Consider the following 25,328-nt stretch of genomic DNA (forward strand, 5'->3'; position numbering starts at 1 on the left):
GAATTGCATTCCAGACAGGCGCGGCCTGCCTAGTTGATCGAAAGGTTGCGCGAGAGCAGCGGCCAGCGCGCTTCGGCTTCGGTTGCGGCCGTATCGGGCGCCATCAGGAACGCCTCGCGATTGGCCGCTGAATAGAAGAGATACAGCCGCTGCTTGAACACGGTGTAAATTTTGGGATCGCTGTCGGAGATATAGCCGCGCGCCACCGCCATCGCCCCATGCCCGCCGAACTGGGGCGCATAGATGTCCGGCGACCGGCTGAAGATGTCGCGATTGGCCGCCGTTGCGAAATGCCACGGCACGTTCTGCCAGATGAATTCGAAATCGGCGCGCCCCGGCAGCGGCTCGGGCTCGGTGAAATAGCTCACCGGATCCATGCCGTAGATGCCGATTCCGGTCAGCGGATCGGTCACGATCAGCGTCACCACGGACTGTGCCTGAATGCCCGGAACGCCGCCCAAAAGCGGCAAAACAAAGGCAAGCATGGTTAAGATTTGTTTAGAGGTTTGCTTCATCATTGGCCCAAATGATCGGCACGCCGGTGACCTCAAGAATGCCCCACTAAAACTTAAGGTCGTCGTAACTGCTGGCCGATGACCCGGAGATTTCGATGTTCAAGCGCTTTGCCCTCCTCATTGCCCTCGTGGCCGCCATGGCAGCGCCCATGCCCGCCGCCTTTGCTCAGGGTTCCTTGAGCGACAGCTATTCCGGCGAAGATCTGGTCGCGAGCGGCAAGGAATTCTTTGGCTCGGCCTCCCAGGGCCTGGCCTCGCTGGTCGAGCGGGCGGTCAGCCAGTTCGGCCTGCCCAATGGCTACATTCTCGGCGAGGACGCCGGGGGGGCCCTGTTTGCCGGCGCCCGTTATGGCGAAGGCATCCTGCACACCCGCAATGTGGGCGAATACAACATCTACTGGCAGGGCCCCTCCATCGGCTTTGACATCGGTGGCGACGGCTCCAAGGTCATGATGCTGGTCTACAACCTCAACCAGGTCCCCGATGCACTGGGCCGCTTTGCCGGTGTCGATGGCTCGGCTTATGTCATGGGAGGCTTCGGCATGACCGTGATCAAGCGCGCCGACGTGGTGATGGTGCCCATCCGCTCCGGCGTCGGCGCCCGCCTCGGCATCAATGTGGGCTACCTCAAGTTCACCAACGAGCCGACCTGGAACCCGTTCTGATCTCGCGTTTGCCAAAACCCGGCGACGCCATCCTCAACTGCCGCTCCGGCCCATCGGGCGCCGCAGCGGCAGTATTGTTTTGAATGATGGCCCTTCCAATGGCCCCCAATAGAGGCCCGGATCACTATTGGTTTGTTCCGCTTGCTTTCCGATGACGGAAGGCCCCAAAACCGTTAGGGTTAAATACTGGCAAAGATGGCGGCCACGCCCGACAGCTGTCAGACAAGATTTGCCCACTTGCGTGCCGATGCGTCTCCGGAGTTCGACCGATGGTCATTGAGAACATCATGTACTTCGCGCTAGGCCTGCTTGTAGCCGGTCTGGTGGCACTGGTCATTCTGCCCGCCGTTTGGAAGCGCGCCGTCCGCCTTACCAAGCGCCGCATCGAAGCCGCCACCCCCATTACCATGGCCGAGTTCCGCGCCGACAAGGATCAGCTGCGCGCCGAATTCGCCCTGTCCACGCGCCGTCTTGAAATGAATGTCGAAACGCTGCGCAAGCGGCTTGCCGAGCAGCTGGGCGACGTCAACCAGAAGCGCAGCGACCTCGGGGCCCTGCAGGCCGAGCGCGACCAGCACCTGGCCATCGTGCAGGATCTGGAGAACCGCGAGACCGAACTGCGCGCCCGCGTACTCGAACTCGAGCGCGACGGCACCGATCTGGCGCAGCGCCTGCGCATGCGCGACCGCGAATTCGACGTCCGTGGCGAGGAGCTCGAAGAGCTGCGCGACACCATACGGGCCAACATGCCGCGCGGCACCGAGATCGATAAGCGCGAGCTCAGCGGCAGCTATGACGAGGATGTCAGCCGCCTGACTGCGGCGCTCGCCATCGAGCGCAAGCGCGCCAGCTTCCTCGAGGATCAGGCCAAGAGCCTGATCGGCCGCCTGGAAAACTCCGACCGCCGCAGCGCCGAAGCCACGGCCGCCATCGCCCAGATGCGCGAAGCACTGGCCGGGCAGGATGGCCGGAGCTGGGCCGATGCCGAAAACCTGGTTGTGGCAGAAGCGCGCATCGCCGATGCCGAAAACCGGCTCAATTCCCTGCTCGCCGAAACCGGCCAGCTGGTAGAAAAGAGCACCGGCCGATCCGAACAGTTGCTCGCCGACCGGCTGGGTCTCGAAGCCGAAATCGAAAGTCTGCGCCAGAAGGTAGCGGGCGTCGAGGGCACGCTGATTGCCGATTGGGACACCGACCGGCTCGACGAGCCCGCCCTGCGCAACCGGCTCATCGACATCGCCTCAAGCGTCAGCCGCCTGGTCTACGCCGCCGATACCGAAGCCACGCCGCCGCGTCAGGAAGAAGAAAGCCTCTTCGACCGCGTGCAGCGCTTCGCCGACGAAGACGTCTCCGTCCCCCCGGAAAAGCCCGAACGCCGCGGCTCCATCTCCGACCGCATGGCCGCCCTCCGCGAAATCCAGGGCCGCTAAGGGCGCCGTTTGCACGCCCTCGTGGTGCTAAGCGCGCGAAGGAGGCGTGCCGCAAAACCTTCCCAACCACAGTCGCTGCCCCCGGACTTGGTCCGGGGGCCACTATCGGTAGGGCAATATACCAGAGGCCCGCGGATCAAGTCCGCGGGCAGCGCCGGTGATAAGGGGAAGAAGCCACCCTACTCCGCCGCGATCACCACCGACCGCGTCAATTCGCCCGTCGCTTGATCGAACAGCGCCAGCGTCGTCACGCCATTGACCACATAGGTCACGTTGATCGCGCCCTCGTTGACCATGGCCGACACAACCTGCGCGCCGGCGGGCAGCACTACCTGCTCGGCAACGGCCGGCGGAGGAGCATCGCGCATCACGCGATAGACAAGGGCGACACCAATCGCCATAAAGCCCAGCAACAGGATGCCGATCGATATCCCGAATGAGCGGCGCGCCTTTGCGAACATGGCCAGCGCCTCGGGGGACAGTGGCTCGTCCGCTTTGGGGCCGGCTGGCCCAGTCTGATTAGGATCGTTCATGGCCGAAAATACCGCTGAAGAGTTTGAGGGCGACGAAGTCGAAGTCGTCGTTGAAGCCGAGATGGCTGGCGGACGGCTTGATGCCACGCTTGCCAAGGTACATACCGTGCTGAGCCGCAACCGGATCAAGGATCTGATCCTTGCCGGCGCCGTCAGCATCAACGGTGCGACCGTCAGCGAGCCCAAATACCGGCTTACGGCTGGGGAGACAATCGTTCTTATTGCCCCGCCGCCCGAAGATGCCGACCCCGAGCCGCAGGATATTCCGCTCGACATCCTCTATGAGGATGATCAGCTGATCGTGGTCAATAAGCCCGTCGGCATGGTGGTCCATCCTGCCCCCGGCTCGCCCGATGGCACGCTGGTCAATGCGCTGCTGTTCCATTGCGGCGATAGCCTGCAGGGCATTGGCGGCGTCAAGCGCCCAGGGATCGTGCATCGCCTCGATCGCGACACGTCCGGCGTCATGGTCGCTGCCAAGACCGAGACCGCGCACAAGCATCTCTCCGAGCAGTTCGCTGACCATGGCCGCACCGGCCCGCTGCACCGCGCCTATATCGCCTATGTCTGGGGCCTGACGGAAACCGCCAAGGGCACGGTGGAGGCGCCCCTCGGCCGCGACCAGAACAATCGCCTCAAGCAGGCCGTACGCAAGGATGGCCGCGAGGCCATCACCCACTATTTCGTCGAAGCGCGCTTTGGCGACGAGGGCTGGGATATCACGCGCGTGCAGTGCCATCTCGAAACCGGCCGCACCCACCAGATCCGCGTGCACATGGCCCATATCGGCCACCCGCTGGTGGCCGATGCCGTCTATGCGACGGGCTATGCCACCAAGATCAACCGCCTGCCGCCCGAGGTTGCCGAGCCCATCAGGGCGCTTGGCCGCCAGGCCCTGCATGCGGCAGAGCTTGGTTTCGAGCATCCGGTAACGGGCGAGGAAATGTTCTTCGAGGCCGATCTTCCGCCCGATCTGCAGGCGCTCGACGATGCCCTGCAGGATTACGACAAGGCCTTCGCCCGCTAGGCCATCACCTCATGGTGATTGAACCGGCCGGGCAACTTTCGCGTAATGGTTGCGAACTAGCTTCAATGTCAGGCGCAACCATTGCAAAAATGTAACGTTCCGTATTGCTTGCGGACCTTACAATTGCCGGAATGCCGCCTATATATCCATCGTAGTTTGCCGATGGGCCAGCCAGGCCGTCGCAAACTGATGTCCGCCCGTGGAATGCGGGGGAACCAGAAAGGGGTGCATACATGGCCCAGACCAATTTGCCCGTCCTCTCCGCCGAAGGGGGCTTGAGCCGCTATCTTCAGGAAATCCGCAAGTTCCCCATGCTGGAACCGGATGAAGAATACATGCTGGCCAAGCGCTACAAGGAACACGCCGATCCCGGCGCGGCCCAGAAGCTCATTACCAGTCACCTGCGCCTCGTGGCCAAGATCGCCATGGGGTATCGCGGCTATGGCTTGCCCATTTCCGAAGTGATTTCGGAAGGCAACGTTGGTCTGATGCACGCCGTGAAGCGTTTCGAGCCCGAAAAGGGGTTCCGCCTCGCGACCTATGCCATGTGGTGGATTCGTGCCGCCATTCAGGAATACGTGCTGCGCAGCTGGAGCCTGGTCAAGATCGGCACCACCGCCGCGCAGAAGCGTCTGTTCTTCAACCTGCGCAAGGTGAAGGGCCAGATTGCCGCGCTCGATGATGGTTCGCTCCATCCCGACCAGATCAAGCATATCGCCACCACGCTCAAGGTCACCGAAGACGACGTCGTCTCGATGAATGCGCGCCTGTCGGGCGATGCCTCGCTCAACTCGCCGATGCGGGCTGACGAAGGCTCTTCGGAATGGCAGGACTGGCTGGTGGACGATACCCCGAGCCAGGAAACCAGCCTCGGCGAAAGCCAGGAATTTTCCGAGCGCATGAGCTTGCTCAACAACGCGATGGACGTGCTCAACGAACGCGAACGCGCCATCTTCCAGGCGCGCCGCCTGCAGGACAATCCCTCGACCCTCGAGGAACTGGCCCAGCAATACGACGTCAGCCGCGAGCGCATCCGCCAGATCGAAGTCCGTGCCTTCGAAAAGGTGCAGGACGCCGTCAAGGAAGCCGCCCAGGCCGCGCACTAAACACACGACAGAAAACAAAAAGGCGGGCCCGGTGCCCGCCTTTTTTTTGTGGCCGATACCCCTAGTTGGGATACTGCCCCATCAAATCCCACAGCCGCTCCCGGCCCAGGATCAGCAGCCACGGCGTCGTATCCTCGGGCACCACCTCGACCCTGCCGCCCGTCCCCTCATTGGACGTCCCGAGCAGCCCGCCCGGCTGCAGCGTCAGCCCATCCATCGGATAGAGCAGGCCGGTCGAGCTCACGAAGCTGATCGGCAGCAGCGGATGGATCGACACGCGCTCGCCCGGCCCCGCCTCGAAGCCGATCGGCCCCACTACGGCCAGCGCCACATCCACCTCATCGACCAGCATCAGCCGGCGCATCGGGGCGTATTGCAGCACCGCGCTCAGCGCCGCCAGCGTGTGGTCGAGGCGCTTGCCCGTCATGCCCAGCGCCAGAGTCAGCGGGGCACTGGTCGAATAGAGGCATTTCTGAAAGTCGGTGGTGATCTGCTCGGGGACGTGGATGACCCGGGTGCGCGCCTCCCAGCCGGCTCGGTCGGTCACGGAATCGAGGTCGCCGATAATCGCTGCCGGCACCAGCCCCGCCGCCCCGATCGCGTCGGCCCCGCCATCGGCGCCCACCAGCGCCACGCCCCGCCCGGCCAGTTCCACCAGCAGCGCCGGATCGACCGCCCCGCCGCCAACAATGGCCATCGGACCGGGAAACGTCATCACCGGCGCAGCCGCCGCACTGTCCTGCACTGTCACAACGCTCTCACGTGTCGGAAAACCTGCCACCGCAGTACAGCACCTTGCGCCTGCCCGCTACTCAGACCCGGCTCAGCATGCCCGCCGCGCCCATTTCGTGCAGCACGAAGGCCTCGAAATCGGCATCGGTCGCGATGAGATTGTGCCGTCCGCCCAGCGCCGTGAAGGCATGATGCAGCGCGCTCTGGTGCTCCTCGAGCAGCGCCTGGTAGCCGTCCAGCGCCGTCTGGTCGATGGCGATGGCCACTGTTTCGCCGCTCTCGGCATCGGTCACCGTCACCTCGCCTTCCGGCATGGTGGTGGGGTCGATTTCCCCGCGCGACAGCAGCTGCATCGCCCACAATTCCGCCCCCTTGGCCGCCAGCAGGCCCAGATTGTCTTCGAGCGCCCCCATCCAGAAGTCGCTGATCAGGATGACCAGCCCACGCTCCGGCAGCGCATCGCCAAGCCCGGCAAAACAGGTCTCGAACGGCGCATTCCCTTCCGATTGCTGCCGCTCCAGCCACTCGCTGAGTTCGCGATACTTGTTGGTCCCGGCCAGCCGCCGCGACACGTCGAGCCCCGCGCCCGACCAGAAGGCCAGCTGCACCTGGTCGCTGCTGCGCAGTGCCGTATAGCCCAGCACATTGGCCAGCCACAGCGCCATGGTCAGCTTGTCGCCGCCGCCCCCGAGCATGGAACGGCTGCCATCGACCACGATGGTGATGGGCAGCTGCATGTCCACGTCATATTGGCGCACATAGAAGCTGCCGAACCGCGCATAGAGCCGTGCATCAAGGTGCCGCGTTTCATCGCCCGGCGCATATTCACGGAAATCGGCGAAGTCCATGCCCGAGCCGACCTTGCGCGACTTGCGTTCGCCAATGCCGGTCGAGGCGACAGCGCCCCGCACCAGCAGTTTGGACCGCTGCAGGGCCTGCAGGATATGCGCGCTGGGCTTCACGCCGCCACCTTGATCTCGGCGTCGAGCAGGTCGCCAAACAGCTTGCCCAGGTCGAGCCGGGCCGCCTCGCCGTGGAAGTTGAGCTGCACGCGGTGACGCATCACCGGCAGCATGATCGCACGGATATCGTCAAAGCCCACATTGTAGCGCCCGTTGAGCAGGGCATGGCCCTTTGCCGCCAGCAGCAGCGCCTGCGCGCCGCGCGGGCTGAGCCCGAACCGCAGATACTTGCGCACCACTTCGGACGACTGCGGGCTGTCGGGCTGGGTGGCGATGGCGATGCGGGCAATGGCCCGGCGCACATGGTCGGCCACCGGCACGTCGCGCACCAGCTGCTGCAACTCGCGGATTTCCCCGGCCGACAGGATCTGGTTGAGCTTGGTGCTCGCCGTGCCCGTGGTCAGGTCGAGAATGGTGTCGAGTTCGGCCTCGCTGGGGTAGCGCACCACCGACTTGAACAGGAAGCGGTCGATCTGGGCTTCCGGCAGTTCATAGGTGCCGTCCATTTCCACTGGGTTCTGCGTGGCCAGCACGAAGAAGGGCTTGGGCAGCGTCCTGCTGACGCCACCGACAGTCACCGTGCCCTCCTGCATCGCTTCGAGCAGCGAGGACTGCGTCTTGGGCGGCGCGCGGTTGATTTCGTCGGCCAGCAGGATTTCCGAGAAGATCGGGCCCGGCTGGAACTTGGCCGACATATGCCCGGCATCGTCGGGCACCAGCATCAGCCCGCCGGTCACGTCGGCCGGCATCAGGTCGGGGGTGAACTGCACGCGGCCAAAGCTCAGGCCGGTGACGGCGCCCAGCGTGCGAACCATCAGCGTCTTGCCCACGCCCGGCGTGCCTTCGAGCAGCACGTGCCCGCCGCACAGCAGGCCGATCAGCAGCTGGTCGACCACCTCGCCCTGCCCCACCACCGATTTGGCCACTTCGGCCCGCACGGACCGCATCGCGCCTACCAGCCTATCGAGCTCCGCCGTATCCTTAACAGTCACTGATCCTACCTCGTTGTCGTTCGGCCTGGTCGCCGCTTATTGTTGCGTGGTGGCGTCGGCCGTTGCCGCCGCGCCGGGTTCGTTGCTGAAAAATCCGGAAATATCCTGATCCAGCTCATACTTTGCGCGCAGGGCGTCGAGCGTGCCGTCGGCCTGCATGCCATCGAGCGCCTTCTGGAACGCCCGCTTCAGCGTCAGGTCACCCTTCCACAGGCCCAGCGCCAGCGGCACATTGCCCAGCGAGGGCGAAAGCCACTGCACCGGCCAGCCATGGACCCCCGCGATCTGCCGCGCGCCCAGCGATTCCGTGATGCCGATGTCGAAGGCGCCATCCTTGAGACCCTGTTCGAACGCGGCCCGCGAATTGATCACCGTGACGGTGGCCCCCGCCGCGCGCAGATAGCGTCCCAGCGCAATCCGGTCGAAGCCCGAAAAGCCCGCGAAGAACCCCACTTTGGTGCCTTCGAGCCCCTTGGCCTGCCCCTGCGGATTGATCACCGCCCAGCCCACTTCCAGATGCGGCACCGTGGTGTCGAGATAGGAGCGCGTCGCATTGGTGGCGAGAATTCCCCCCGCGATGATCTGGCACTGCGCTCGCGTCAGCCGCCAGTTGCGCGGATTGATGTCCCGCCCCATCGAGGAATTGGCATTGAGCGCCAGCCGCAGCTCCATGCGCCGCGCCATTTCCTGCAGCATTTCCACTTCCAGCCCCGGCCGCGCCGCGTCGGTCGTCACCAGCGGCGGATATTCCGTCGGCAGGCAGGCCCGCAGCGTGCCGGTGCGCCGCACCTCGGCCAGCGCCGTATCGGGCGGCAGCAGGTTGACGCCCGCCAGCAGCACCAGCACGACCGCAACCGGTCGCCAGAGCTTTAGGCGCGCCCGCCATGGCGCCTTGCGGACCTTGCTGGCGTCAGGCACGGCGGAAGTCCCATACCGCGATGGCAAACAGCACCACTGCCCCCGTCACCATGATGATCGGCCCCAGCGAGGGATCGAACTGGTTGAATCCGATCAGCACCCCGCGCAGGGCATCCACCGCATAGGTCAGCGGATTATAGGTGACCAGGAACACCAGCCATTCAGGGTAGAGCACCCGCGTCTGCGCACTGGTCAGCGCTGGGTCGAGCGGAAAGATCGAGCTCGAGGTGAAATAGAGCGGCAGGATCACCGCATTGGAGAACACACCGAACCCTTCAAAGCTGGTGATGCGATTGGCAATCACCACGCCTAGCGAGGTCAGCGCGAAGGCCAGCAGGAACATCAGCAGCAGCGTCTGGGCCATGTTGCCCCAGGGCATCTGCACATCCGCAAACTGGGCCAGCACCAGAACGAGGCACCCGTGGAACATCGCGACCGTCGCCCCGCCCAAAATCTTGCCCAGCAGCACCAGTGTGCGCGGCATCGGCGAGACCAGCACTTCTCGCAGGAAGCCGAATTCGCGATCCCAGATCAGCGACACCGCCGACTGCACCGAAGTGTAGGTGATGTTGAGCACGATCACCGCCGGGAAGATGAACTGCAGATAGGTATAGGGAACGACGAAGCGCACTTCGCCATACACCTCGGCCCGGAAATACGGGTTGAGCCCTATGCCCAGAATGAGCACCCACAGCAGCGGGCGGCTGACGCCGCCGATCAGCTGGCCGCGGTCGCGCATGGCGCGTTTGACCTCGCGCAGCCAGATGGCAAAGACGCCGTCGATCAATCCGAAAAAGTCCCGCATCGCCGCGCTCACATCCTTGGTTCCTGGCCCGGCTGGCGTCCTTCGACGCCCCCTGCCCTGCGCTCGTCCGCCTTGTCGCGAATGGCGTGCCCCGTCAGGTTCAGGAACACGCTTTCAAGGCTGGACCGCTCGACATTGACCGAGCGCAAATGCTGCCCGAACTCGGCCAGCAGCTGTTCGGACACCTGGCCCGTGCTGTCCGTGACGATGATGTCGCCGTCCGGGCTGGTCAGCGTCTGGGGGAAGCGCGCCTGGATGGCGAGGCCGGTTTCGGCATCGAGCGGGGTCACCCGGATGATCTTTTCGCCATAGGTCTGCTTGAGCGCGGTCGGCGTATCGAGCGCCAGCACCTTGCCCTTGTCGATCACGCAGACCCGATCGCACCGCTCGACTTCCTCGATATAGTGGGTGGTGACGATCAGCGTGATATCGCGCTCGCGCCGCAGCCGGTGCAGATAGTCCCAGATCCGGGCGCGCGACTGGGCATCGAGGCCAACCGTCGGTTCGTCAAGGATGACGACGCTGGAATCGTGGATCAGCGACCGGGCGATTTCCACCCGCCGCTTCATGCCAGCCGAGAGGGTGCGCACCAGCCGGTCCCGCACATCCGAAAGCTCGACCATTTCGAGCATCTCGTCGATCCGCTTCTGCCGCAGATGCGCCGGCACCTGATAGACGCGGGCATGGAAATCGAGGTTTTCCTGCACCGTCAGCCGCGTATCGAGGCTCGGTTCCTGAAACACCACGCCCAGCTTCCGCCGCGCCTGCCTCGGCCGCTTGCCGATATCGAAACCGGCAATCGTGGCGCTGCCGGAATCGGCCTGCAGCAGCGTGCAGAGGATCATGATCAGGGTCGACTTGCCGGCCCCGTTCGGCCCCAGAATGGCGATCAGTTCCTTCTGCGGAATGTCGAGGCTCACCGCGTCGAGCGCCAGCGTGCGGCCGAAGCGCTTGCTCACCTTGTCGATGCGCACGGCGAATTCGCCATCGCCCGGCACGGCTTCAACAGGCTCTGTCATCGCTCGTTCCATCTCTATGCCTTGTCGAAAACAGGTTTGCTGGGGCCGCGCCGGTCGCGCAGGAACCCGAAATAGCCCGGCGCATAGCGCATGGTCAGGTCGAGCAGGAACAGCACCAGCGCCAGCACCACCCAGGGCCGCCACGCCCGCTCCATCGCCACGGTCAGGCCTGCCTGCGGCAGAGCCGCATCGGCCGCCAGCACGGTGCCGCCTGTCGCCGCCGCCATGGCGGCCAGATTCGGCATGGCCCGGTCGGGATTGAGCCGCGCGGGATAGCTGACTGCCAGCTGGCCGGTCACGACGCCGTCGCCCGCACCCAGTTCGGCCCGGTAGAGACCCGGCTGGGCAAGGAACTGCGCGCTGCGGCTGCCATCGGCCCGCAGGTCTAGCGCCACTTCCGCAAAGGGCGCGTCGTCGCGGGTGATCCGCACCGTCGCAGCATCGGTCTCAGCGACGTCGATCCGCACCATGTCGCCATGCCGTGACATCGCCACCTGCGGCCCCTTGGTGCCGCCTGACGCGAAGTGCCGGATCGCTTGGGACCACAGCAGGGGATAGGATTCCATCGCCAGCCACTGTGCCGTGCCCTGCCCCGCGCCATGCGTGGCGAAGGCCAGCACATTGCCATTGCCATAGGTCCACGATGCCAGAAGAGGCACACGGTCGCCCTTGTCGTTGATGGTTTCCATATGCACGGTCGCATCGGGCTTGGGCGTCGTTTCGACAAAGCCCTGGATCGGCGGCAGCTCCTCGGGCAGCGCCCGCAGGAACCCGGCCGCGCGGTCCGCCCAGATCGAGGGTTGCACGCCCGCCTGCATCGGCTCGCCCGCCAGCATCATGGCTTCTTGCGACAGGATGCTGGGCAGCGCCCGGAAGTCGTTGGTGCTGTGGAACGAGCCGCCGCCGCTGCGCGCAATGCTCTCGAGCCGTCCCACATTGGCGCCAGCGCCAATCGCCACCACCGAAAGGGTAATGCCGGCCTCATTGGCCTGCGTGGCGAAGGTGTCATAATCACCCGGCTGCGACAGCCCGTCGGACATCAGCACGATATGGCGCACCGGCGCATCGGCCTTGTCCATCTCCACCAGCGCCTGTTCCAGCGCCGGCATGAAGAAGGTCCCGCCGCCCGGCTGTAGTGGCGCCAGCGCCGCCTCGATACGCGGCATGTTCTTCTGCTCCATCGGCGTCAGCACATGGGACTCGGTATCGAACACCACGACCGAGACCTGGCTTTCGTCATTGAGCAGTTCGATGGCACTCAGCGTCGCCTGCTTGGCAATGTCCAGCCGGGTGACGCCCTCGACCAGCGCCTGCATGCTGCCCGAACGGTCGAGCACAAAGCTCAGCGCCGCCACCGGCATGTCATTGGGCACCCGCGCCGAGAGTGGCGACACATCTTCCAGCGGCGTCCGGAAATACCCGCCCGGACCAAAGCTGTTCTCGCCCCCCAGGATCAGCAAACCCTTGCCGTGCACCCGGGCATATTCTTCCAGTTGCTCCTGCTGCTGCGTGCTGAGGTCGATGGCCGGCGTGTTGAGCAGCACGACGCTGTCATAGTCGAGCCACCCCTCGATCGCGAAAGGCGCACGGTCGGGCCGCAGCACCGTCGTCCGCAAGCCATGCACCGCGAGCGCCTGGGCGAAGTAATCACCCCACTGCGCTTCCGGCGTCACGATGGCCACCATCGGCGCTTCGAGAATGCTCGCCGCTACCCCGAACCGGTCGTTGCCGGCGTCGCCCGAACCGCCGATTACGGCCACTTCGAACAGGTGATCCCCGGCACTCATCTCGGGCAGCACGAAATTCACAGGATTTCTGCCAGCATGCAGCAAGACGTTGCGTGTTTCGACGACAGCACCATCGACCAGCATTTGCAGGTCCAGTGTCGCCTCTGCCGCACTGAACAGCGTCGCAGTGACCGGCACCTTGTCGCCGCCGAAAATCGGCGCGGGAGCGTGCAGGGCGGTGACGGCAACCGGGTCGGCTTCGCCCCCCGGCGCCCGCAGGTCGAGCGGCAGCTGGCGGGCATTGAGCAGGGCCAGCGAAGCGGCCACATTGCCAGCAGTTTCAGTATCATAGCCCGCCAGGATGACCCGGCCATCGCTATCGGGACGCACCATCGCGGCGGCCAATTGCACGGCCGCTTCGAGATTGATGGTCTCGGCCGAAGCCGTCTCGGGTACTCCTTCGGCACAGCCGATATCAGCCATGACATGCGCCGCGGCAGCAGCCGTCACCTGCCCCGAACCCTGCTGCCCGACCCAGCCGCAAGCCGCTGGAACTGGGTTCTGCGCAACAAGCACAATGTCAGCATTTCTTGTGAAAACCGGCACGGCAACCGCAAACAATGCGATCACCCCGGCACCGATTGCCAGGCTCCGCACCGCGAGCAACCAGCGCCGCCGTCGGGCCCCCAGCACGTTTTTCGCCAGCGCCGCAGGATACAAAAACCGCTCCCCGCCGCGCCCGGCCAGCACCGCTTCGAGCACCAGCAGCGCCAGCGCCGCGACCAGAACCCACCGCCACAAATCCACCTGAGACGGGGTTTCCGCGGTCACTTCAGACATCGGCGTTGCCGCGATGGCGCTTTCCGAAGCGGGCGCGTTGACCACAAAACTGTGATCTTTCCCAAGCACATAGCTCCCCGCGCGCTGCGGCACGAAGCTCTCGCTCAGCCCATCGGGAATGGTATCGCCACCGCCCATCGGGGCCGACCACACCACCTGCCCCGCAGCATCGCGCACCGTCTCTGACAGCAGCCGCGCCGGAATGGTGCAGGCCGTTCCCACCACGCACTCCCCACGCGCCGACGGCATGCCGCCGGTCCAGTCCAGGATGCGGTTGATCAGCTGCGGCAGCTGCGGGCCATCGACCCAGGTCGTACCATCAATGGCCAGCGCAATGCGAACCTCGCGCCCCCAAGGCATTGTTCGCGCTTCGATATTTGGCCCGGCCGCCGTCTCCAGCAGGCGCGTCGCACCGGGCATCGGTGCCACACCATAGGCCGGCAATGTCGTTGCGGATTGCCAGGAAATGCCCCGCGCCAGCACATGCTCGCTGTTCCAGGCCAGCACCGCGCTGGCCGGCGTCAGCTCCGGCGCCGCCATGTCGGGGCCACGCGCCGAACCCAGCCAGACCACATTGGTGCGGGGCACGCGGGGGACCGCCACATTGTCGATCAGCACCAGGTCATAACTGTCCACGTCGCCCGGAAAAATCTGGCTGCTGAACAGGTTAACCCCAGGATTGACCGTGAGCGCCAGCTCCACCGGACGGTTGCCGGTGCCGATATAGAGTACCCGCATCGGCGTCGCCGCCGCGTCAACCTCGAGCAGATAGATGTTGTCGAACAGCGCCGCATCGTCGGGCAGCGCCAGCTTCAGCGTCCCCGGCCCCGGCAGTTTCAGCGTCGACGAAAAGCGCGCCATGGCGAGGTCCGGCGACACCTGGCTGGTGCCGCGCAGCCGCGCCCGGCCCATGTCGAGGAAGCCCGATCCCCCTGCCGGGCGGAACGACATGTCAAACGCCTCGGCGGTCGCGCCACCGGCCAGCATGATATTGCCGCTGACCGTCCACTCGCCCGGCCGATCCCCCGCTTCGAGCGTTGCGGTCAGCCCCGAATTGGCGGTGTCGCTGGCCCCGGCAGTCCACACCTGCGGCTGCAGCGCCGCCTGCGCGTCGACGAGACCGGACACGGAGTCGGCATTATCCGTGTAGATCCAAAGGCTTGTGACCTCCGAAGTATTGGTCACGCCCTCCAACATCGGCGTGACGGCGGCCCAATCGGCCGCCCCATCGCTGACCGGTACCGCGCCCAAAGCCGCGGCAAACGCCGCCCGATCATCGAACCGCGCCGCCACCGGACGCGTCCCGGCACCCGTGGTGATCAGGGAAAACCGTACATCCGCCGTCGCATCGATCGCCGCAATGTCGGCACCGATGCCGGCAACGGCCGCCTCAAACCGGCTCTGCCCCGCCGCCGCGTCGCGCGTCGACATGCTGCCGGAGGCATCGAGCACATAGATGCGATGAGCGGGAGCGGGCGGCTCGCCACCCCAATGGGGCCGGGCCAAAGCCAGCGCGAGCAAAACCACGGCCAGCACCTGCAATAGCAGCAGCCAGCTCAGCTGCGGCGGCCTTGGAACCGGCCTTGCCTGCGCGACCCCGGCAAGCTTGCGCCACAGCAATACGCTGGGCACTTCCACCTGCGTGCGCCGCAACGTGTGCAGCAGGATGACGAGGATCGCGGCGCCGCCCGCAAGCAGCCAGAGGGGGGCATAAAAACTCATTGTTCGGCCTGCGCCTTCAGGCCCATACGATAGGCGCTCACAAAATCACGATCGCTGGGAGCAACCTGGCTGCGGCCGACTTCGGCTTCCGGCGTCCTGGTCCAGGCCGCCATGGTCGAAAGGTCGGCCGGATCGGCCACCATGCTGCGCTGGGTCGGCGGCGTCACCGACTTCTCGATGCGCTGCCCCTCCCCGGTGTCGGTCGCCTCAAGCGTCACCTGCTCGCCCACATCGAAATGCAGTTCCAGGTCTGCCATGGGCACATTGCCCAATGCGTCGGTGCCCTCGCCCGCCAGCAGGCTGTCGCCCGCCTGTGCATTGGAGGATGGCCCGATGATCTCGGATTCCATACCCGCCTGCGCGCCGGAAGCCGCCATTTCGGCCTCGTTTTGGGCCTTGGCGATATCGAGGTAACTGGCGGAAACACGCGGTGATTCAAGGCCGGGTTCGGCGGCGGGGGCATCAGCGGTGCCTTTTACCGAGGCTTCGGCCTGGTCCATCATGGAATTGAAATCGTCGGCCGGCTGGGTGGAGGGACCCTTGCTCGAGGCAACCTGCTGCTGTTGCTGGTCACCGCCCGCAGGAATGTCACCCGCCGGTTCACCCGCCGGCATGCCGGTTTCGGGCGAAGGCTGCATCTCGGCCTCGGGCGAAACTGGCGGCTGCTGCACGCGATCGGCCAGCGCGGCCAGCAATTCGGGAATGCGCAGGCCCGCCGTGCCGCGCCACTGACTCGTCGCCGCCGTGGCATAGTCGCCGAGATTGGCGAGTTCGCCCGCCAGTTCATCCCGCGAAATCTCGCCACCAGCCTCAAGGCGGCTGGCCAGATTTTCCAGCGTGCGCGCGACGGCACGCGCATAATCGTCGCGCCGGTCATCGGCCTGCCCGGCCATGAACGAGGCCACGCGGGCAATATCGACTGCAAGGGCGGTGCGCTCGTCATCGACCAGCTCGGCCGGGGGCGCAGCCGGCGCTTCGGCAACAACCGCCACGGGAGCGGCCTGCGGCAGCAGCGTGAGGCCTAGCGCCAGCAGCCCCGCCAGCGCCACGACCGGCAGGGCGAAACGCACCACCGGAATGGGCACGAGCCCACGCGGCTCGATGGTCTCGGCAGCGACAACCACATCGTCGAGCAGCGCCTGCGCCACCACGCCCGATTGCCCGCGCGCCGTCACGTCATGGGCCGTGCTGAAGCGCTCGCCAGACTGCATCAGGCGGTCGGAAAGGCGCGCGGCATCATGAGTGGTCGGCATGCGCGAAGTCGCGAGCACGATCAGTCCGGCGATCAGCCCAATCACCGCACCAATGGCAAAAAGGGGCAAGCCCGAGCCGAGCGCGCCAAGCTGCGCCGGCATCAGGTAATTGAGAACCGCGAGCAAGAGCATGCTCGCAAGGCCAGCGCAGAGAACCCACGATAGTGAATGCGCCAAGACCAGCCTGCGCATACGCAACTGGATTGCTCTCAACCGCTGATCAAGCGGATCTATATTCCCCTCCAAACGCGCCATTTTCTACTTTGTTCTACTGGCGATTTGCATCGCCATCCTCCGAATCACGCCGCCGGTAGCATGTTTTTCTACCGGAAACTTCGCGAATTGCGCTCTGTTTTTGATCTCGTCTGGATCGGCGCTTGATTTTTTCCGCGCATCAGCACCTAACAATAGGAACCTGTTCGCGGAGTTTTTTGATGTTGGACTTGAGCCTGCAAACCGTCCTGTACCGCCTCGTGGCCATGGCGGTGCTGGTGGGTATTCACGGGCTGTCCATCGCCCTGGTCGCGCGTCTGTTCGGCGCCAAGGGTCCGCAATATGACGGCCGCCTCACTCCCAACCCGCTCGTTCACCTCGACCTGCTGGCCACCATCCCCTTCATTCTGTTCCAGATCGGCTGGATCCGCCCCGTTGCCATCGACGCCGCCGAATTGCGCGGCGGCAAGGCATCGCTTTGGGCCGTCGCCATGCTCTCGCTGCTGCTGACGCTGGCCGCCATCATGCTGATCTGGCTGGCCCGCCCCTGGCTCGCCACCGTCATCCCCAATGTCGCCGCCGCCAGCGCTGCCACCACCGCCATCCGGGTGCTGCTGGAGATGACCACCTGGTTCGTGATCATCAACATCCTGCCCATCCCGCCGCTGACCATGGGCATGGCGCTGGGCTCGATCGCACCCCGCGCCTTCGCCCTGGCCACCCGCTACGGGCTGGTCGTCCGCCTGGCCCTGATCGCTCTGGCAGCCTTGGCCGCTGGACTTGCCCTGCGGCCGGTATTCCAGGCGGTGTTCAGCATGGTGTCATTGGGCCGCGCCTGACGCGGCCCAATCGCGATTACTCTGCCGAACCGATGGTGATGGCGTTGAGCTTGTCCATGTCGACAGCCAGCTCAGCCTCGCCGGGCGCGAACTTGTTGACCGAGAGAATGTAGGCGACGATGTCGATGTATTCGGACTCGGTCAGCGAACCGCCCATGCCGGCCGGCATGGTGTCGTGGATCTTGGTGTAGAGATCGCCGACGGTCTTCTTGGCCCACTTCACCTTGAAGCGCGAGCCGGCAATGCCCGGGCCGCCGGGGGTGCCGTTGAGATTGCTGGCGTGGCAAGCCGCGCAGTTCATTTCAAAGGCGTCCATGCCACGCGTGGCCTGATCGGCGGAGAAGATGCCCGCTGCCGAGGTGGCGTCCTGCGCCGAAGCCGGCACGGCCGAGAGAGCCGCAAAAGCGGCAATGGCGCCCAATTTGAGAAGAGTGTTCATCACTTAGTCCTGCTGCTTGTTTTGGCCTGATGCTGTTATGGCGCCAGGCTGGGGGGAATTGGGAAACCGGAGATGATCGAGTCGATCTCGCCGTCTGCGATCAAGACACTGAGGGCCTCGTCGAACAGTCCGCGCAGGAAGGTGTCCTGCACCGGAAAGGCGATGCCGAATTCAACGACTGGCGAGGCAAACGGCGCCTCAAAGGTGTGGGTGATGCCCAGGTTCTCGGGATTGCCGTCTGCTGCCAGAAACAGCGCCGGCTCCCACAGGAAGGCCGCGGAGACCGAACCCGTCTCGATCTTGTCCAGCAACACTTCATTGTTAGGGTAAGGCACGCGCTGCGGACGGGTGTTGGCGTCCATCGAGCGTAGATAGGCGGTGAACTGCGTATCGCCGGGCGCGCCGAGACGGCTGCCGATGGCCTGTCCGGCTGCGAGCGCGGCGAAATCTGCCTGCGCTGCGTCGGCAACCGCGAACACCGAACGGGAACGATAATAAGGCGCGCTGACCGTGAGCCAGGCGGGAATGCCGCCCGTGCTCAGCCGCATCCCCATCAGCGCCTGGCACTTGTTGGTGACCTCCACATAGAGGTCGCGCTCGGCAAATGGCAGCCGGAAATCATACTTGTAGGGCGGAAAGTGCGACGAGAGTTCAACGAATTTGACGTTGAGCAGCAACGTGTCGCCGACCGCCTGGGCGACCTGCCGGTCCAGCTCGACCAGGGCGCTGGTCTTGTTGAGGCAGATGGTAATTTCGTCGTCGTTGAGGCTGCGCCTCTGCTCAGCCATATCCGTCGGCACCCATGGCACGCTCGAAGGCTGCGCCACTGCGACGGCAGTCGACAGCACGCTTGCGGCAATCGCGATGACGAAACGACGGATCATGACGATATTCCTTGTTGAACCGCGGCGGCGATGCCGCCGCGGTTCAGCTTGAAAGCCTTACTTCTTTTCAGGAAGGGCGAACACGAACAGCTGGTTGGCCGAGGTGTTCGAGCGCAGTTCAGGGGTCAGGCCGAGATAGCTGCCGGCGATCAGGAAGCCACCGGACGCAACAGCCACATACTGACGGCCATCGACTTCGTAGGTCATCGGGAAGCCACCGACCGGACCACCAAGGATGGTTTCCCAGAGGATGTCACCGGTTTCCTGGTCGAAGGCGCGGAAGCGACGGTTCATGTCGCCACCGAACAGCAGGCCACCGCCGGTCGCAACCAGCGACAGGGTGTTGGCGCGCTGCTCGTACTTCCAGAGTTCCTTGCCGGTCTCGACGTTGATGCCACGCACGGTGCCGAGCTGGTCGGTGCCGGGTGCGGCGGTCGCTGCAAGGTCAACCTGGCCGAGTTCTTCCACGACCGGCTCATCACCCAGTGCCATGGCGTTCATGCACAGGTTCTGCAGCGGGTAGTAGATCGCGTTAGTCAGCGGGCTATAAGCGCCAGCCGGCCAGTCTTTGCCGCCGATGGCAGCCGGGCAAACCAGGTGTTCCTGACCAGCTTCGGTGAAGAACAGGTCCTTGTTCATCGTCGCACGACCATTGGACGTGTCGATATCGAGGATGACGTTCTGGTAGGTGGTTTCACGAGCCCAGAGGAACTCGCCGGTCGCACGGTCGATCGAGTAGAAGATGCCGGTCTTGCCCGGAATGCCGGTCAGAACCTTGCGCTCTTCACCCGGAACGACGTTCGGGTTGATCCACTTCACTTCGTCGGCGCTCGGCGCAATCACGGTATCCACCAGGATACGCTCGAACGGATGGTCGAGGTCCCACTGGTCGCGAATGTGCTGCTGGTACCACACCATCTCGCCGGTATCGGCGTTCAGCGCCAGGGTCGAGGTCTGGTAGAGGTGCTCGGCATCGGGATCTTCCGAGCCCATGATGAACTTGGTATAGGGCGAGGTAACCGAGGTACCCGCGAAGATCATGTTCAGCTCGGGATCGTAGCTGGGGGTGATCCAGCTGCCGACGTGCCAGCGGCTTTCATAGGGGATGTTGCCCCAGGTCTCGTCGCCGGCTTCACCGGGACGCGGAATCGTGTGCGTGCGCCAGATTTCTTCACCGGTCGACAGGTCGTGCGCCGCGATGAAGCAAGCGTCAGGACCACCCTGCGGGGCGCAGGAACGGCCGGAAATGGCCTTGCCATTGGCAATGATCGGGCCCGAAGTCTGCCAGTTCGGATCGGTCTTGTAGTCGGAAATCTGGGTTTCCCACTCGACAGCGCCGGTCTTGGCATTGAGCGCGACCATGTAGCTGTCCGGGGTCGCCATGACCACGAGGTTCTCGTGCAGCGCGATGTTACGCGTGATGCCGTTGAGCTGGACATACTGCGCCAGATCGGACGGCATGCTGCGGCGGTATTCCCAGATCAGGTCACCATTGGTGGCATTGAGCGCCTGCACCACACCGCGACCCTGCGGCATGAACATGATGCCGTCATGGACGAGCGGCGTTGCTTCCATGTCGCCGGATTCAAGGCCACGTGCCCACGCGATCGAGAGATCGCCCACGTTTTCCTTGTTGATCTTGTCCAGCGGGCTATAGCCCTGGTGGTTCAGCGTACCGCGCCACATCAGCCAGTCGGAAGCGCTTGGGTTGGCCAGCATTTCCGTGGTGACGGGCGTGTAGTTCTCGATCGATACATTCTGCCCGCTATCGGCCACTGCATCGTGCTGCGCAACGGCCGGCAGCGAAGTGCTGGCAAGCATGCCAGCTGCCAGCAGCATCAGCGTCGTTTTCATCTTCATTGACGATTTCCTCGTACCAAAGTCGGTGCACTGCTGTTTTCTAGGATCAGCTTGGCGACCACAGACAACTCCCCCCGGTACCTGCCCTTGCTGGCTCCTCTCCTACCTAGAATCACCCCACGCGCTGCAGCCGCGGCCAAACGCCGCCACCCAGACCCGTGAAATGACGAGGCAAAGCCCACAGTCACCGGACCCACATGTCTTCCAACACGTGTCATCAACGGGGTCTAACAAGCACAAAGTGTCGCAGAGGTATAGCGCCGCAGCCGATGCGCACTCTTCAGCATGCCGACGCGACATCGCATGCCGCGCCCGCTTGATTCAAAGCACTTATCGCCATTTCTCAAGATTCAATGAGAATATAACACCTATCAAATTTCATATGAATTACTTGCATACAAGATTGAAGAACAGATAGAGTTATTACCAAGCAAAAATGGCCGATCAGTATTAAAAATATACTGACACCATTCACTGGTGAAGCGCCAGTCAGCCTCGCGGCAACCTGACACTACTTGGCATTTTTTCAAATCGCGACGGCCTATTCGGACAGATGCAGTCTGAAATGTTCGGCTGTCTTTTATGCCGCCGCGAGAGCATAATACCAAAGTAGCAAACTGCCGGTCCGTTTCGCTATCGCACGCAATTGGCTTTTCGGCCAACAATGCGCCGAGGGGTGGGTTCCACCTCCCAGATTGACGAATTCCGCAGTCAAAAACAGTACGCCGTTGCTCCAGACGCTGGCAGATATGTCCACATCATCAGACACTTACATCGCCATCGTACCGACCGCGCACAAGCGGTGCGCCGAGCCATTATGATCGCCCTGTTCCGTGTCCTGTTCCTGATTGCGCTGATCGCGCTGTGGTATGTTGCGTCTGAGTTCGTGGGCCGTGCCGCCATTCCGACGCCCCTTGCGACGCTCGAAGCCGCACAGCGCCTGTTGAGTGAAGGCCGCCTGGTGAGCGCGCTCGGCGCCAGCCTCACCGTCTACCTCACCGGCTTTACCGCTGCCGTCGCCGTCGCCATTCCGCTCGGCGTTATCATGGGCACGGTTCGCCCGCTTGGGCGCACGCTCGACATTTTCGTCAACGCGCTCGCTGCGACGCCACGCGTCGCCTTCATTCCGCTGATCATCGTGCTGCTCGGCCTCGGCCTGCAGGCAAAAGTCTTTGTGGTGTTTCTGGGCGCGGTCATGCCCATCCTGCTCAACACCTATGCCGGTGTGCTCGCCGTCGATCAGGAACTGGTCGAGATGGCCCGCGCCGTGGGCGCGCCGCGCCGCCGCATCTTCTGGCGCATCACCCTGCCCGGCTCGCTGCCCTTCGTCGTGGTCGGCCTGCGGATCGGCGCCACGATCGGGCTGATCAATACGGTGGTCGCCGAGCTCTATACCGCTGTCAGCGGCCTTGGGGGCCTGCTCGCGGTCTATGGCAACACGTTCCGCATGGCCGAATATTTCGTGGTGGTCATCACCCTCGCCCTCATCGGCGTGGCGGTGACCGAAATGCTGCGTCTGCTCGAATCCCGCCTCTCGCGCTGGCGGCGGGCCGACTGACGAACAAGAACAAAGACTTTGAGAGGGAGACAATCATGCATATCAAATCGCTGACCCTTGCCAGCCTGTCCGTGCTCGCGCTGATGTCGAGCACCGCCATGGCCGATCCGTTCCGCCTGATCCTGACCCACCTTGAGCCGCCCCTGGTGCCCAATTCCGTCATGGATCTGGCCAAGGAGCTTGGCTATTTCGAGCGTGAAGGCGTCGATGTCGAACTGGTGCGCGTGCAGCAGACGCCGTCGGCCATTGCCGCCCTCCAGGCCGGTGAAGGCGAAATGGCCAATATCGGCGTCGATGCGCTGCTGCAGCTGACCGCGCAGGGCGCGAGCGACCTCATCGCCGTCACCTCGCCCAACAAATCCCTGCCCTACCTGATCGCCGCCAAGAGCGAGATCGCCACCGTTGCCGACATGAAGGGCCGCAGCTTCGGCGTCGGCCGCGTCGGCAGCCTCGACTATTCGCTGAGCATGAAAGTCTTCGAGGCGGCCGGTCTCGATACCAGCACACTCGAAATCCTGACCCTGGGCCAGCCCAATGTGCGCGGCCAGGCCCTTGCCGCCGGCCAGGTCGATGCCACCACCATGTCGGTGGGCGTCTGGCTCTCGCTGCCCGAGCGCGACGGCCTCTCCGTACTGGTCGACCAGGCCGACTATTACGCCGCCGCTTCGGTGGTGAACAAGGTCAACGTGGTGCCCGCCAAGGTGCTCGAAGAGCGCCGCGCCGATGTGATCGCCGTGATCACCGCACTGACCAAGCTCTCGCGTGACTTCAATGCCGATCCCGCCAAGTGGGTTGATGCCATGCAGGCCTATAAGGGTAACCTCAGCGATGCCGATCTGGCCTACCTGGCCGACAGCTTCAAGGGCAGCTGGAGCGTCAATGGCGGCTTCTCGGTCCCCGAGCTGCAGGCCACGCAGGACTATCTCTACACCACCGAAGACTTTGCCGGCGTGGCGCCGGTCACGCTCGACCAGTGGACCGACTTCACGGTGATGGACGAGGTGCTTGCCGCCATCGGCGTCGATGACAGTGGTGATACGCCCGCTCGATGACCAAAACGCAATCTGTGGCGAGCGGGACCTCGCTCGCCATTTCAGTCTCCGGGGTCAACAAGGCCTTTGCCTCGCGACCCGACGCGACCGTTCTCGCCCTCAGCAATATTTCGCTCGACGTGGAAGCGGGGGCGTTCGTGACGTTGCTCGGACCATCTGGCTGCGGCAAGACCACCCTGCTGCGCCTGCTCGATGGCCTGATCACCCCCGATACCGGCGTGATCACCGCCTTCGGCGCGCCGCCAAAACCCTCGCCGCGCATCGGCTTCGTGTTCCAGTCGTTCCGGCTCATTCCCTGGGCGACGGTACTGGGCAATGTCGAGTTCGCGCTGCGCAGCCTGCCCATCGCCGCTGCCGAACGCCGCGAGCGCGCCATGCACTATATTGAACTGGTGGGGCTCGGGCGCTTCGCCAAGGCCTATCCGCATGAGCTGTCGGGCGGCATGAAGCAACGCGTTGCCCTGGCGCGCGCCTTCTGCTGCGAGCCCGAGCTGATGCTGATGGACGAACCCTTCGCCAGCATCGATGCACAGACGCGCGAACTGATGCAGATCGAGCTGATGCGCCTATGGAACCGGCAGAAATCGGCCGTGGTCTTTGTCACTCATAGCGTCGACGAGGCGCTGCTGCTGTCCGATCGCATCGTGCTGATGGGCCCGCGCCCCGGCCGCATCATGGAGACTGTCGAGGTCGACCTGCCCCGGCCCCGCTGGGAATATGATGCCCGCGCCCTGCCGCGCTATATCGAGCTGCGCCAGCACCTGTCCCAGCGCCTGTTCGATCTGGTGATGAACGATCCCCACTCCGATTTCTACGGCCGCGACCTCGGTTCATCGGCGGATCGCTAGCGCTCCCGCGCCCGCCGCAAGGAAGTGGCTTGCAACCGCCCGGCGGTCTGACTAAGTGTGTGGTGTCTCGCTGGGGTGTTCCGGATTATGTCCGGGGCTGAGAGTTACCCATTGAACCTGAACCAGGTCATGCTGGCGGAGGAAGTTCGAGATGGCCGGGGCCGCTCGACGCCTATGCCATTGACACATCCCTTCACTCATGGCCGCACACCATTGAAGGGAAAGACCCATGGTCAAATCCACTCGTCTGGCGCTTGCGGTCCTCGTTGGACTGTTCGCTTCACCCGCATTCGCTCAGGATGCGCCCAAGCTCACCATCTACACCTATGACGGCTTCGCCGCCGAATGGGGCCCCGCTCCCGCTCTCAAGAGCGGCTTTGAGGCCATCTGCGGCGGCTGCACGGTTGATTGGGTCGCGGCCGACAGCTCCATCGGGACACTGCGTCGCGTGCAGCTGGAAGGCCCCACCACGCCCGCCGACATCATCGTGGGCCTCGATACCGCCATCGCTGGCGAAGCCCGCGCCACTGGCCTCTTCTCTGATCACGGCCTGACGCTCGACAACCTCGTTCTGCCTGGGGGCTGGACCGACCAGCAATTTGTGCCCTTCGACTATTCGCACTTCGCCTTCATGCACGACACCGACACCATGCCGGTGCCGCCGAAGTCGTTCGAAGAGCTGATCGCCCTGCCCGATACGGTCAAGATCGCCATCCAGGATCCGCGCTCTTCCACCCCCGGCTTCGGACTCGTGCTCTGGGTCAAGGCCGCCTATGGCGACCGCGCCAGCGAAATCTGGACCGGCCTCAAGCCCCATATCCTGGCCATCACCCGCGACTGGAGCGACAGCTACAACCTGTTCCTCAGCGGGGAAGCCGATATGGCGCTGAGCTACACCACCTCGCCGGCCTATCACATCATCGAAGACGGCGATGACACCATCAAGGCGGCGCTGTTCGAAGAGGGGCACTACCCGCAGATCGAAGTCGCCGGCGTGCTAAAATCCTCCGACCAGCAGGAGCTGGCCAAGCAGTTCCTCGCCTATCTGCTGACGCCCGAAGCCCAGAAGATCATCGCCGAAGCCAACTGGATGTTCCCGGTGATCGACCTCGGCGCCGACCTCAACCCGGCCTTCGCCAACCTGCCCGAGCCGGAAAAGACCCTGACCTTCACCGACGAAGAGATCGCGGCCAACGGACAGGCCTGGATCGATGAAATGCTGAAGGCCGTGCAGTAGCCCCAGGCCCGGTGATGAACACCCCCACCCTCATTCCCTCCCCACAAGGGGGAGGGAAGCTCGCGCAGTGCCCGCTTAGAGTTCCGATCGCAGGCCCAGCGTCTCCCTCCCCCTTGTGTGGAGGGACCAAGGGTGGGGGTTCTTCACACGCA

22 protein-coding genes are annotated in these 25,328 nt (G+C 64.2%); 9 read left to right on the forward strand and 13 right to left on the reverse strand.

The features are described 5' to 3' along the window. Positions 1–29: 29 nt before the first annotated feature. Entirely contained in the window at positions 30–485 is a 456-nt protein-coding gene (locus ACZ5WT_RS02620) for a YHS domain-containing (seleno)protein (protein ID WP_464285836.1), read from the reverse strand. Between the two features lie 125 nt (positions 486–610). Here ACZ5WT_RS02620 and ACZ5WT_RS02625 point away from each other — a divergent pair, with 125 nt between their 5' ends. Then, a complete protein-coding gene (locus tag ACZ5WT_RS02625) occupies positions 611–1,180 on the forward strand; it encodes a DUF1134 domain-containing protein (protein ID WP_464285837.1) in 570 nt (189 codons plus the stop codon). Between the two features lie 269 nt (positions 1,181–1,449). Further along, a complete protein-coding gene (locus ACZ5WT_RS02630) occupies positions 1,450–2,610 on the forward strand; it encodes a hypothetical protein (protein WP_464285838.1) in 1,161 nt (386 codons plus the stop codon). Between the two features lie 179 nt (positions 2,611–2,789). Here the strand turns inward: ACZ5WT_RS02630 and ACZ5WT_RS02635 are convergent, their stop codons facing one another. Beyond that, positions 2,790–3,143, reverse strand: coding sequence for a DUF6476 family protein (locus tag ACZ5WT_RS02635; protein WP_464285839.1), 354 nt, complete (start codon positions 3,141–3,143; stop codon positions 2,790–2,792). Between ACZ5WT_RS02635 and ACZ5WT_RS02640 the strand changes: the two genes are divergently transcribed. Then, the gene (locus ACZ5WT_RS02640) at positions 3,142–4,170 is read left to right on the forward strand and encodes an RluA family pseudouridine synthase (protein WP_464285840.1); all 1,029 of its coding nucleotides are present in this window, start codon (positions 3,142–3,144) and stop codon (positions 4,168–4,170) included. The genes ACZ5WT_RS02635 and ACZ5WT_RS02640 overlap by 2 nt on opposite strands. Before the next feature lie 233 nt (positions 4,171–4,403). Continuing rightward, positions 4,404–5,276, forward strand: coding sequence for an RNA polymerase sigma factor RpoH (gene rpoH / locus ACZ5WT_RS02645; RefSeq protein ID WP_464285841.1), 873 nt, complete (start codon positions 4,404–4,406; stop codon positions 5,274–5,276). Positions 5,277–5,337: 61 nt separating this feature from the next. Here rpoH and ACZ5WT_RS02650 read toward each other — a convergent pair whose 3' ends face one another. From ACZ5WT_RS02650 to ACZ5WT_RS02685, 8 genes are all read right to left on the reverse strand, one after another. Next, the gene (locus tag ACZ5WT_RS02650; RefSeq protein ID WP_464285842.1) at positions 5,338–6,027 is read right to left on the reverse strand and encodes a thiamine diphosphokinase; all 690 of its coding nucleotides are present in this window, start codon (positions 6,025–6,027) and stop codon (positions 5,338–5,340) included. A 61-nt stretch (positions 6,028–6,088) separates the two neighbouring features. Beyond that, positions 6,089–6,970 (reverse strand): DUF58 domain-containing protein, encoded by an 882-nt coding sequence (locus tag ACZ5WT_RS02655; protein WP_464285843.1) that lies wholly within the window; start codon positions 6,968–6,970, stop codon positions 6,089–6,091. Further along, a complete protein-coding gene (locus ACZ5WT_RS02660) occupies positions 6,967–7,962 on the reverse strand; it encodes an AAA family ATPase (RefSeq protein WP_464285844.1) in 996 nt (331 codons plus the stop codon). Before ACZ5WT_RS02660 ends, ACZ5WT_RS02655 begins: the two co-directional genes overlap by 4 nt. Positions 7,963–7,998: 36 nt before the next feature. After that, positions 7,999–8,880, reverse strand: coding sequence for a substrate-binding periplasmic protein (locus ACZ5WT_RS02665; protein WP_464285845.1), 882 nt, complete (start codon positions 8,878–8,880; stop codon positions 7,999–8,001). Then, a complete protein-coding gene (locus ACZ5WT_RS02670; protein ID WP_464285846.1) occupies positions 8,873–9,685 on the reverse strand; it encodes an ABC transporter permease in 813 nt (270 codons plus the stop codon). The genes ACZ5WT_RS02665 and ACZ5WT_RS02670 overlap by 8 nt, the downstream gene beginning before the upstream one ends. 8 nt (positions 9,686–9,693) lie before the next feature. Beyond that, positions 9,694–10,704 carry an ABC transporter ATP-binding protein gene (locus tag ACZ5WT_RS02675; protein WP_464285847.1) on the reverse strand — a complete coding sequence of 337 codons (1,011 nt, stop codon included), beginning with the start codon at positions 10,702–10,704 and terminating at the stop codon, positions 9,694–9,696. 14 nt (positions 10,705–10,718) lie between these two features. Next, entirely contained in the window at positions 10,719–14,993 is a 4,275-nt protein-coding gene (locus ACZ5WT_RS02680; protein ID WP_464285848.1) for a VWA domain-containing protein, read from the reverse strand. Then, positions 14,990–16,378, reverse strand: a complete 1,389-nt coding sequence (locus ACZ5WT_RS02685) for a hypothetical protein (protein WP_464285849.1) — start codon at positions 16,376–16,378, stop codon at positions 14,990–14,992. Before ACZ5WT_RS02685 ends, ACZ5WT_RS02680 begins: the two co-directional genes overlap by 4 nt. 302 nt (positions 16,379–16,680) lie before the next feature. Here ACZ5WT_RS02685 and ACZ5WT_RS02690 point away from each other — a divergent pair, with 302 nt between their 5' ends. Next, positions 16,681–17,298, forward strand: coding sequence for a zinc metalloprotease (locus ACZ5WT_RS02690; protein WP_464285850.1), 618 nt, complete (start codon positions 16,681–16,683; stop codon positions 17,296–17,298). Between the two features lie 16 nt (positions 17,299–17,314). On the opposite strand, the gene ACZ5WT_RS02695 is transcribed toward ACZ5WT_RS02690, so the two are convergent. Genes ACZ5WT_RS02695 through ACZ5WT_RS02705 form a run of 3 tightly spaced genes read right to left on the reverse strand, consistent with a single transcriptional unit; the run spans position 17,315 to position 20,481 of the window. Next, positions 17,315–17,737, reverse strand: coding sequence for a c-type cytochrome (locus ACZ5WT_RS02695; protein WP_464285851.1), 423 nt, complete (start codon positions 17,735–17,737; stop codon positions 17,315–17,317). A gap of 35 nt (positions 17,738–17,772) precedes the next feature. Continuing rightward, a complete protein-coding gene (locus tag ACZ5WT_RS02700; protein WP_464285852.1) occupies positions 17,773–18,621 on the reverse strand; it encodes a hypothetical protein in 849 nt (282 codons plus the stop codon). A 57-nt stretch (positions 18,622–18,678) separates the two neighbouring features. After that, complete coding sequence (locus ACZ5WT_RS02705) at positions 18,679–20,481, reverse strand: outer membrane protein assembly factor BamB family protein (RefSeq protein ID WP_464285853.1); 1,803 nt, start codon at positions 20,479–20,481, stop codon at positions 18,679–18,681. 817 nt (positions 20,482–21,298) lie between these two features. On the opposite strand from ACZ5WT_RS02705, the gene ACZ5WT_RS02710 reads away from it, so the two are divergent. The 4 genes from ACZ5WT_RS02710 to ACZ5WT_RS02725 all read left to right on the forward strand — a co-directional run bounded on the left by ACZ5WT_RS02710 (position 21,299) and on the right by ACZ5WT_RS02725 (position 25,176). Further along, positions 21,299–22,039: an ABC transporter permease gene (locus ACZ5WT_RS02710; RefSeq protein WP_464285854.1), complete on the forward strand. Its 741-nt coding sequence runs from the start codon at positions 21,299–21,301 to the stop codon at positions 22,037–22,039. Positions 22,040–22,074: 35 nt separating this feature from the next. Next, on the forward strand, positions 22,075–23,091 hold the full coding sequence (locus ACZ5WT_RS02715; protein WP_464285855.1) for an ABC transporter substrate-binding protein: 1,017 nt from the start codon (positions 22,075–22,077) through the stop codon (positions 23,089–23,091). After that, positions 23,088–23,939, forward strand: coding sequence for an ABC transporter ATP-binding protein (locus ACZ5WT_RS02720; RefSeq protein ID WP_464285856.1), 852 nt, complete (start codon positions 23,088–23,090; stop codon positions 23,937–23,939). The genes ACZ5WT_RS02715 and ACZ5WT_RS02720 overlap by 4 nt, the downstream gene beginning before the upstream one ends. Positions 23,940–24,168: 229 nt before the next feature. After that, positions 24,169–25,176 (forward strand): thiamine ABC transporter substrate-binding protein, encoded by a 1,008-nt coding sequence (locus tag ACZ5WT_RS02725; protein ID WP_464285857.1) that lies wholly within the window; start codon positions 24,169–24,171, stop codon positions 25,174–25,176. The last annotated feature ends 152 nt before the right edge of the window (positions 25,177–25,328 follow it).

It is taken from the genome of Devosia sp. T2-14, assembly GCF_055397495.1.

What these genes read in the sequence shown, in the direction of transcription:
- ACZ5WT_RS02620 (WP_464285836.1), bottom strand. Translation starts at nt 485, where the DNA reads ATGCTTGCCTTTGTTTTGCCGCTTTTGGGCGGCGTTCCGGGCATTCAG.
- ACZ5WT_RS02625 (WP_464285837.1), top strand. Translation starts at nt 611, where the DNA reads ATGTTCAAGCGCTTTGCCCTCCTCATTGCCCTCGTGGCCGCCATGGCA.
- ACZ5WT_RS02630 (WP_464285838.1), top strand. Translation starts at nt 1,450, where the DNA reads ATGGTCATTGAGAACATCATGTACTTCGCGCTAGGCCTGCTTGTAGCC.
- ACZ5WT_RS02640 (WP_464285840.1), top strand. Translation starts at nt 3,142, where the DNA reads ATGGCCGAAAATACCGCTGAAGAGTTTGAGGGCGACGAAGTCGAAGTC.
- ACZ5WT_RS02635 (WP_464285839.1), bottom strand. Translation starts at nt 3,143, where the DNA reads ATGAACGATCCTAATCAGACTGGGCCAGCCGGCCCCAAAGCGGACGAG.
- rpoH (WP_464285841.1), top strand. Translation starts at nt 4,404, where the DNA reads ATGGCCCAGACCAATTTGCCCGTCCTCTCCGCCGAAGGGGGCTTGAGC.
- ACZ5WT_RS02670 (WP_464285846.1), bottom strand. Translation starts at nt 9,685, where the DNA reads ATGCGGGACTTTTTCGGATTGATCGACGGCGTCTTTGCCATCTGGCTG.
- ACZ5WT_RS02675 (WP_464285847.1), bottom strand. Translation starts at nt 10,704, where the DNA reads ATGACAGAGCCTGTTGAAGCCGTGCCGGGCGATGGCGAATTCGCCGTG.
- ACZ5WT_RS02680 (WP_464285848.1), bottom strand. Translation starts at nt 14,993, where the DNA reads ATGAGTTTTTATGCCCCCCTCTGGCTGCTTGCGGGCGGCGCCGCGATC.
- ACZ5WT_RS02685 (WP_464285849.1), bottom strand. Translation starts at nt 16,378, where the DNA reads ATGCTCTTGCTCGCGGTTCTCAATTACCTGATGCCGGCGCAGCTTGGC.
- ACZ5WT_RS02690 (WP_464285850.1), top strand. Translation starts at nt 16,681, where the DNA reads ATGTTGGACTTGAGCCTGCAAACCGTCCTGTACCGCCTCGTGGCCATG.
- ACZ5WT_RS02695 (WP_464285851.1), bottom strand. Translation starts at nt 17,737, where the DNA reads ATGAACACTCTTCTCAAATTGGGCGCCATTGCCGCTTTTGCGGCTCTC.
- ACZ5WT_RS02700 (WP_464285852.1), bottom strand. Translation starts at nt 18,621, where the DNA reads ATGATCCGTCGTTTCGTCATCGCGATTGCCGCAAGCGTGCTGTCGACT.
- ACZ5WT_RS02705 (WP_464285853.1), bottom strand. Translation starts at nt 20,481, where the DNA reads ATGAAGATGAAAACGACGCTGATGCTGCTGGCAGCTGGCATGCTTGCC.
- ACZ5WT_RS02710 (WP_464285854.1), top strand. Translation starts at nt 21,299, where the DNA reads ATGATCGCCCTGTTCCGTGTCCTGTTCCTGATTGCGCTGATCGCGCTG.
- ACZ5WT_RS02715 (WP_464285855.1), top strand. Translation starts at nt 22,075, where the DNA reads ATGCATATCAAATCGCTGACCCTTGCCAGCCTGTCCGTGCTCGCGCTG.
- ACZ5WT_RS02720 (WP_464285856.1), top strand. Translation starts at nt 23,088, where the DNA reads ATGACCAAAACGCAATCTGTGGCGAGCGGGACCTCGCTCGCCATTTCA.
- ACZ5WT_RS02725 (WP_464285857.1), top strand. Translation starts at nt 24,169, where the DNA reads ATGGTCAAATCCACTCGTCTGGCGCTTGCGGTCCTCGTTGGACTGTTC.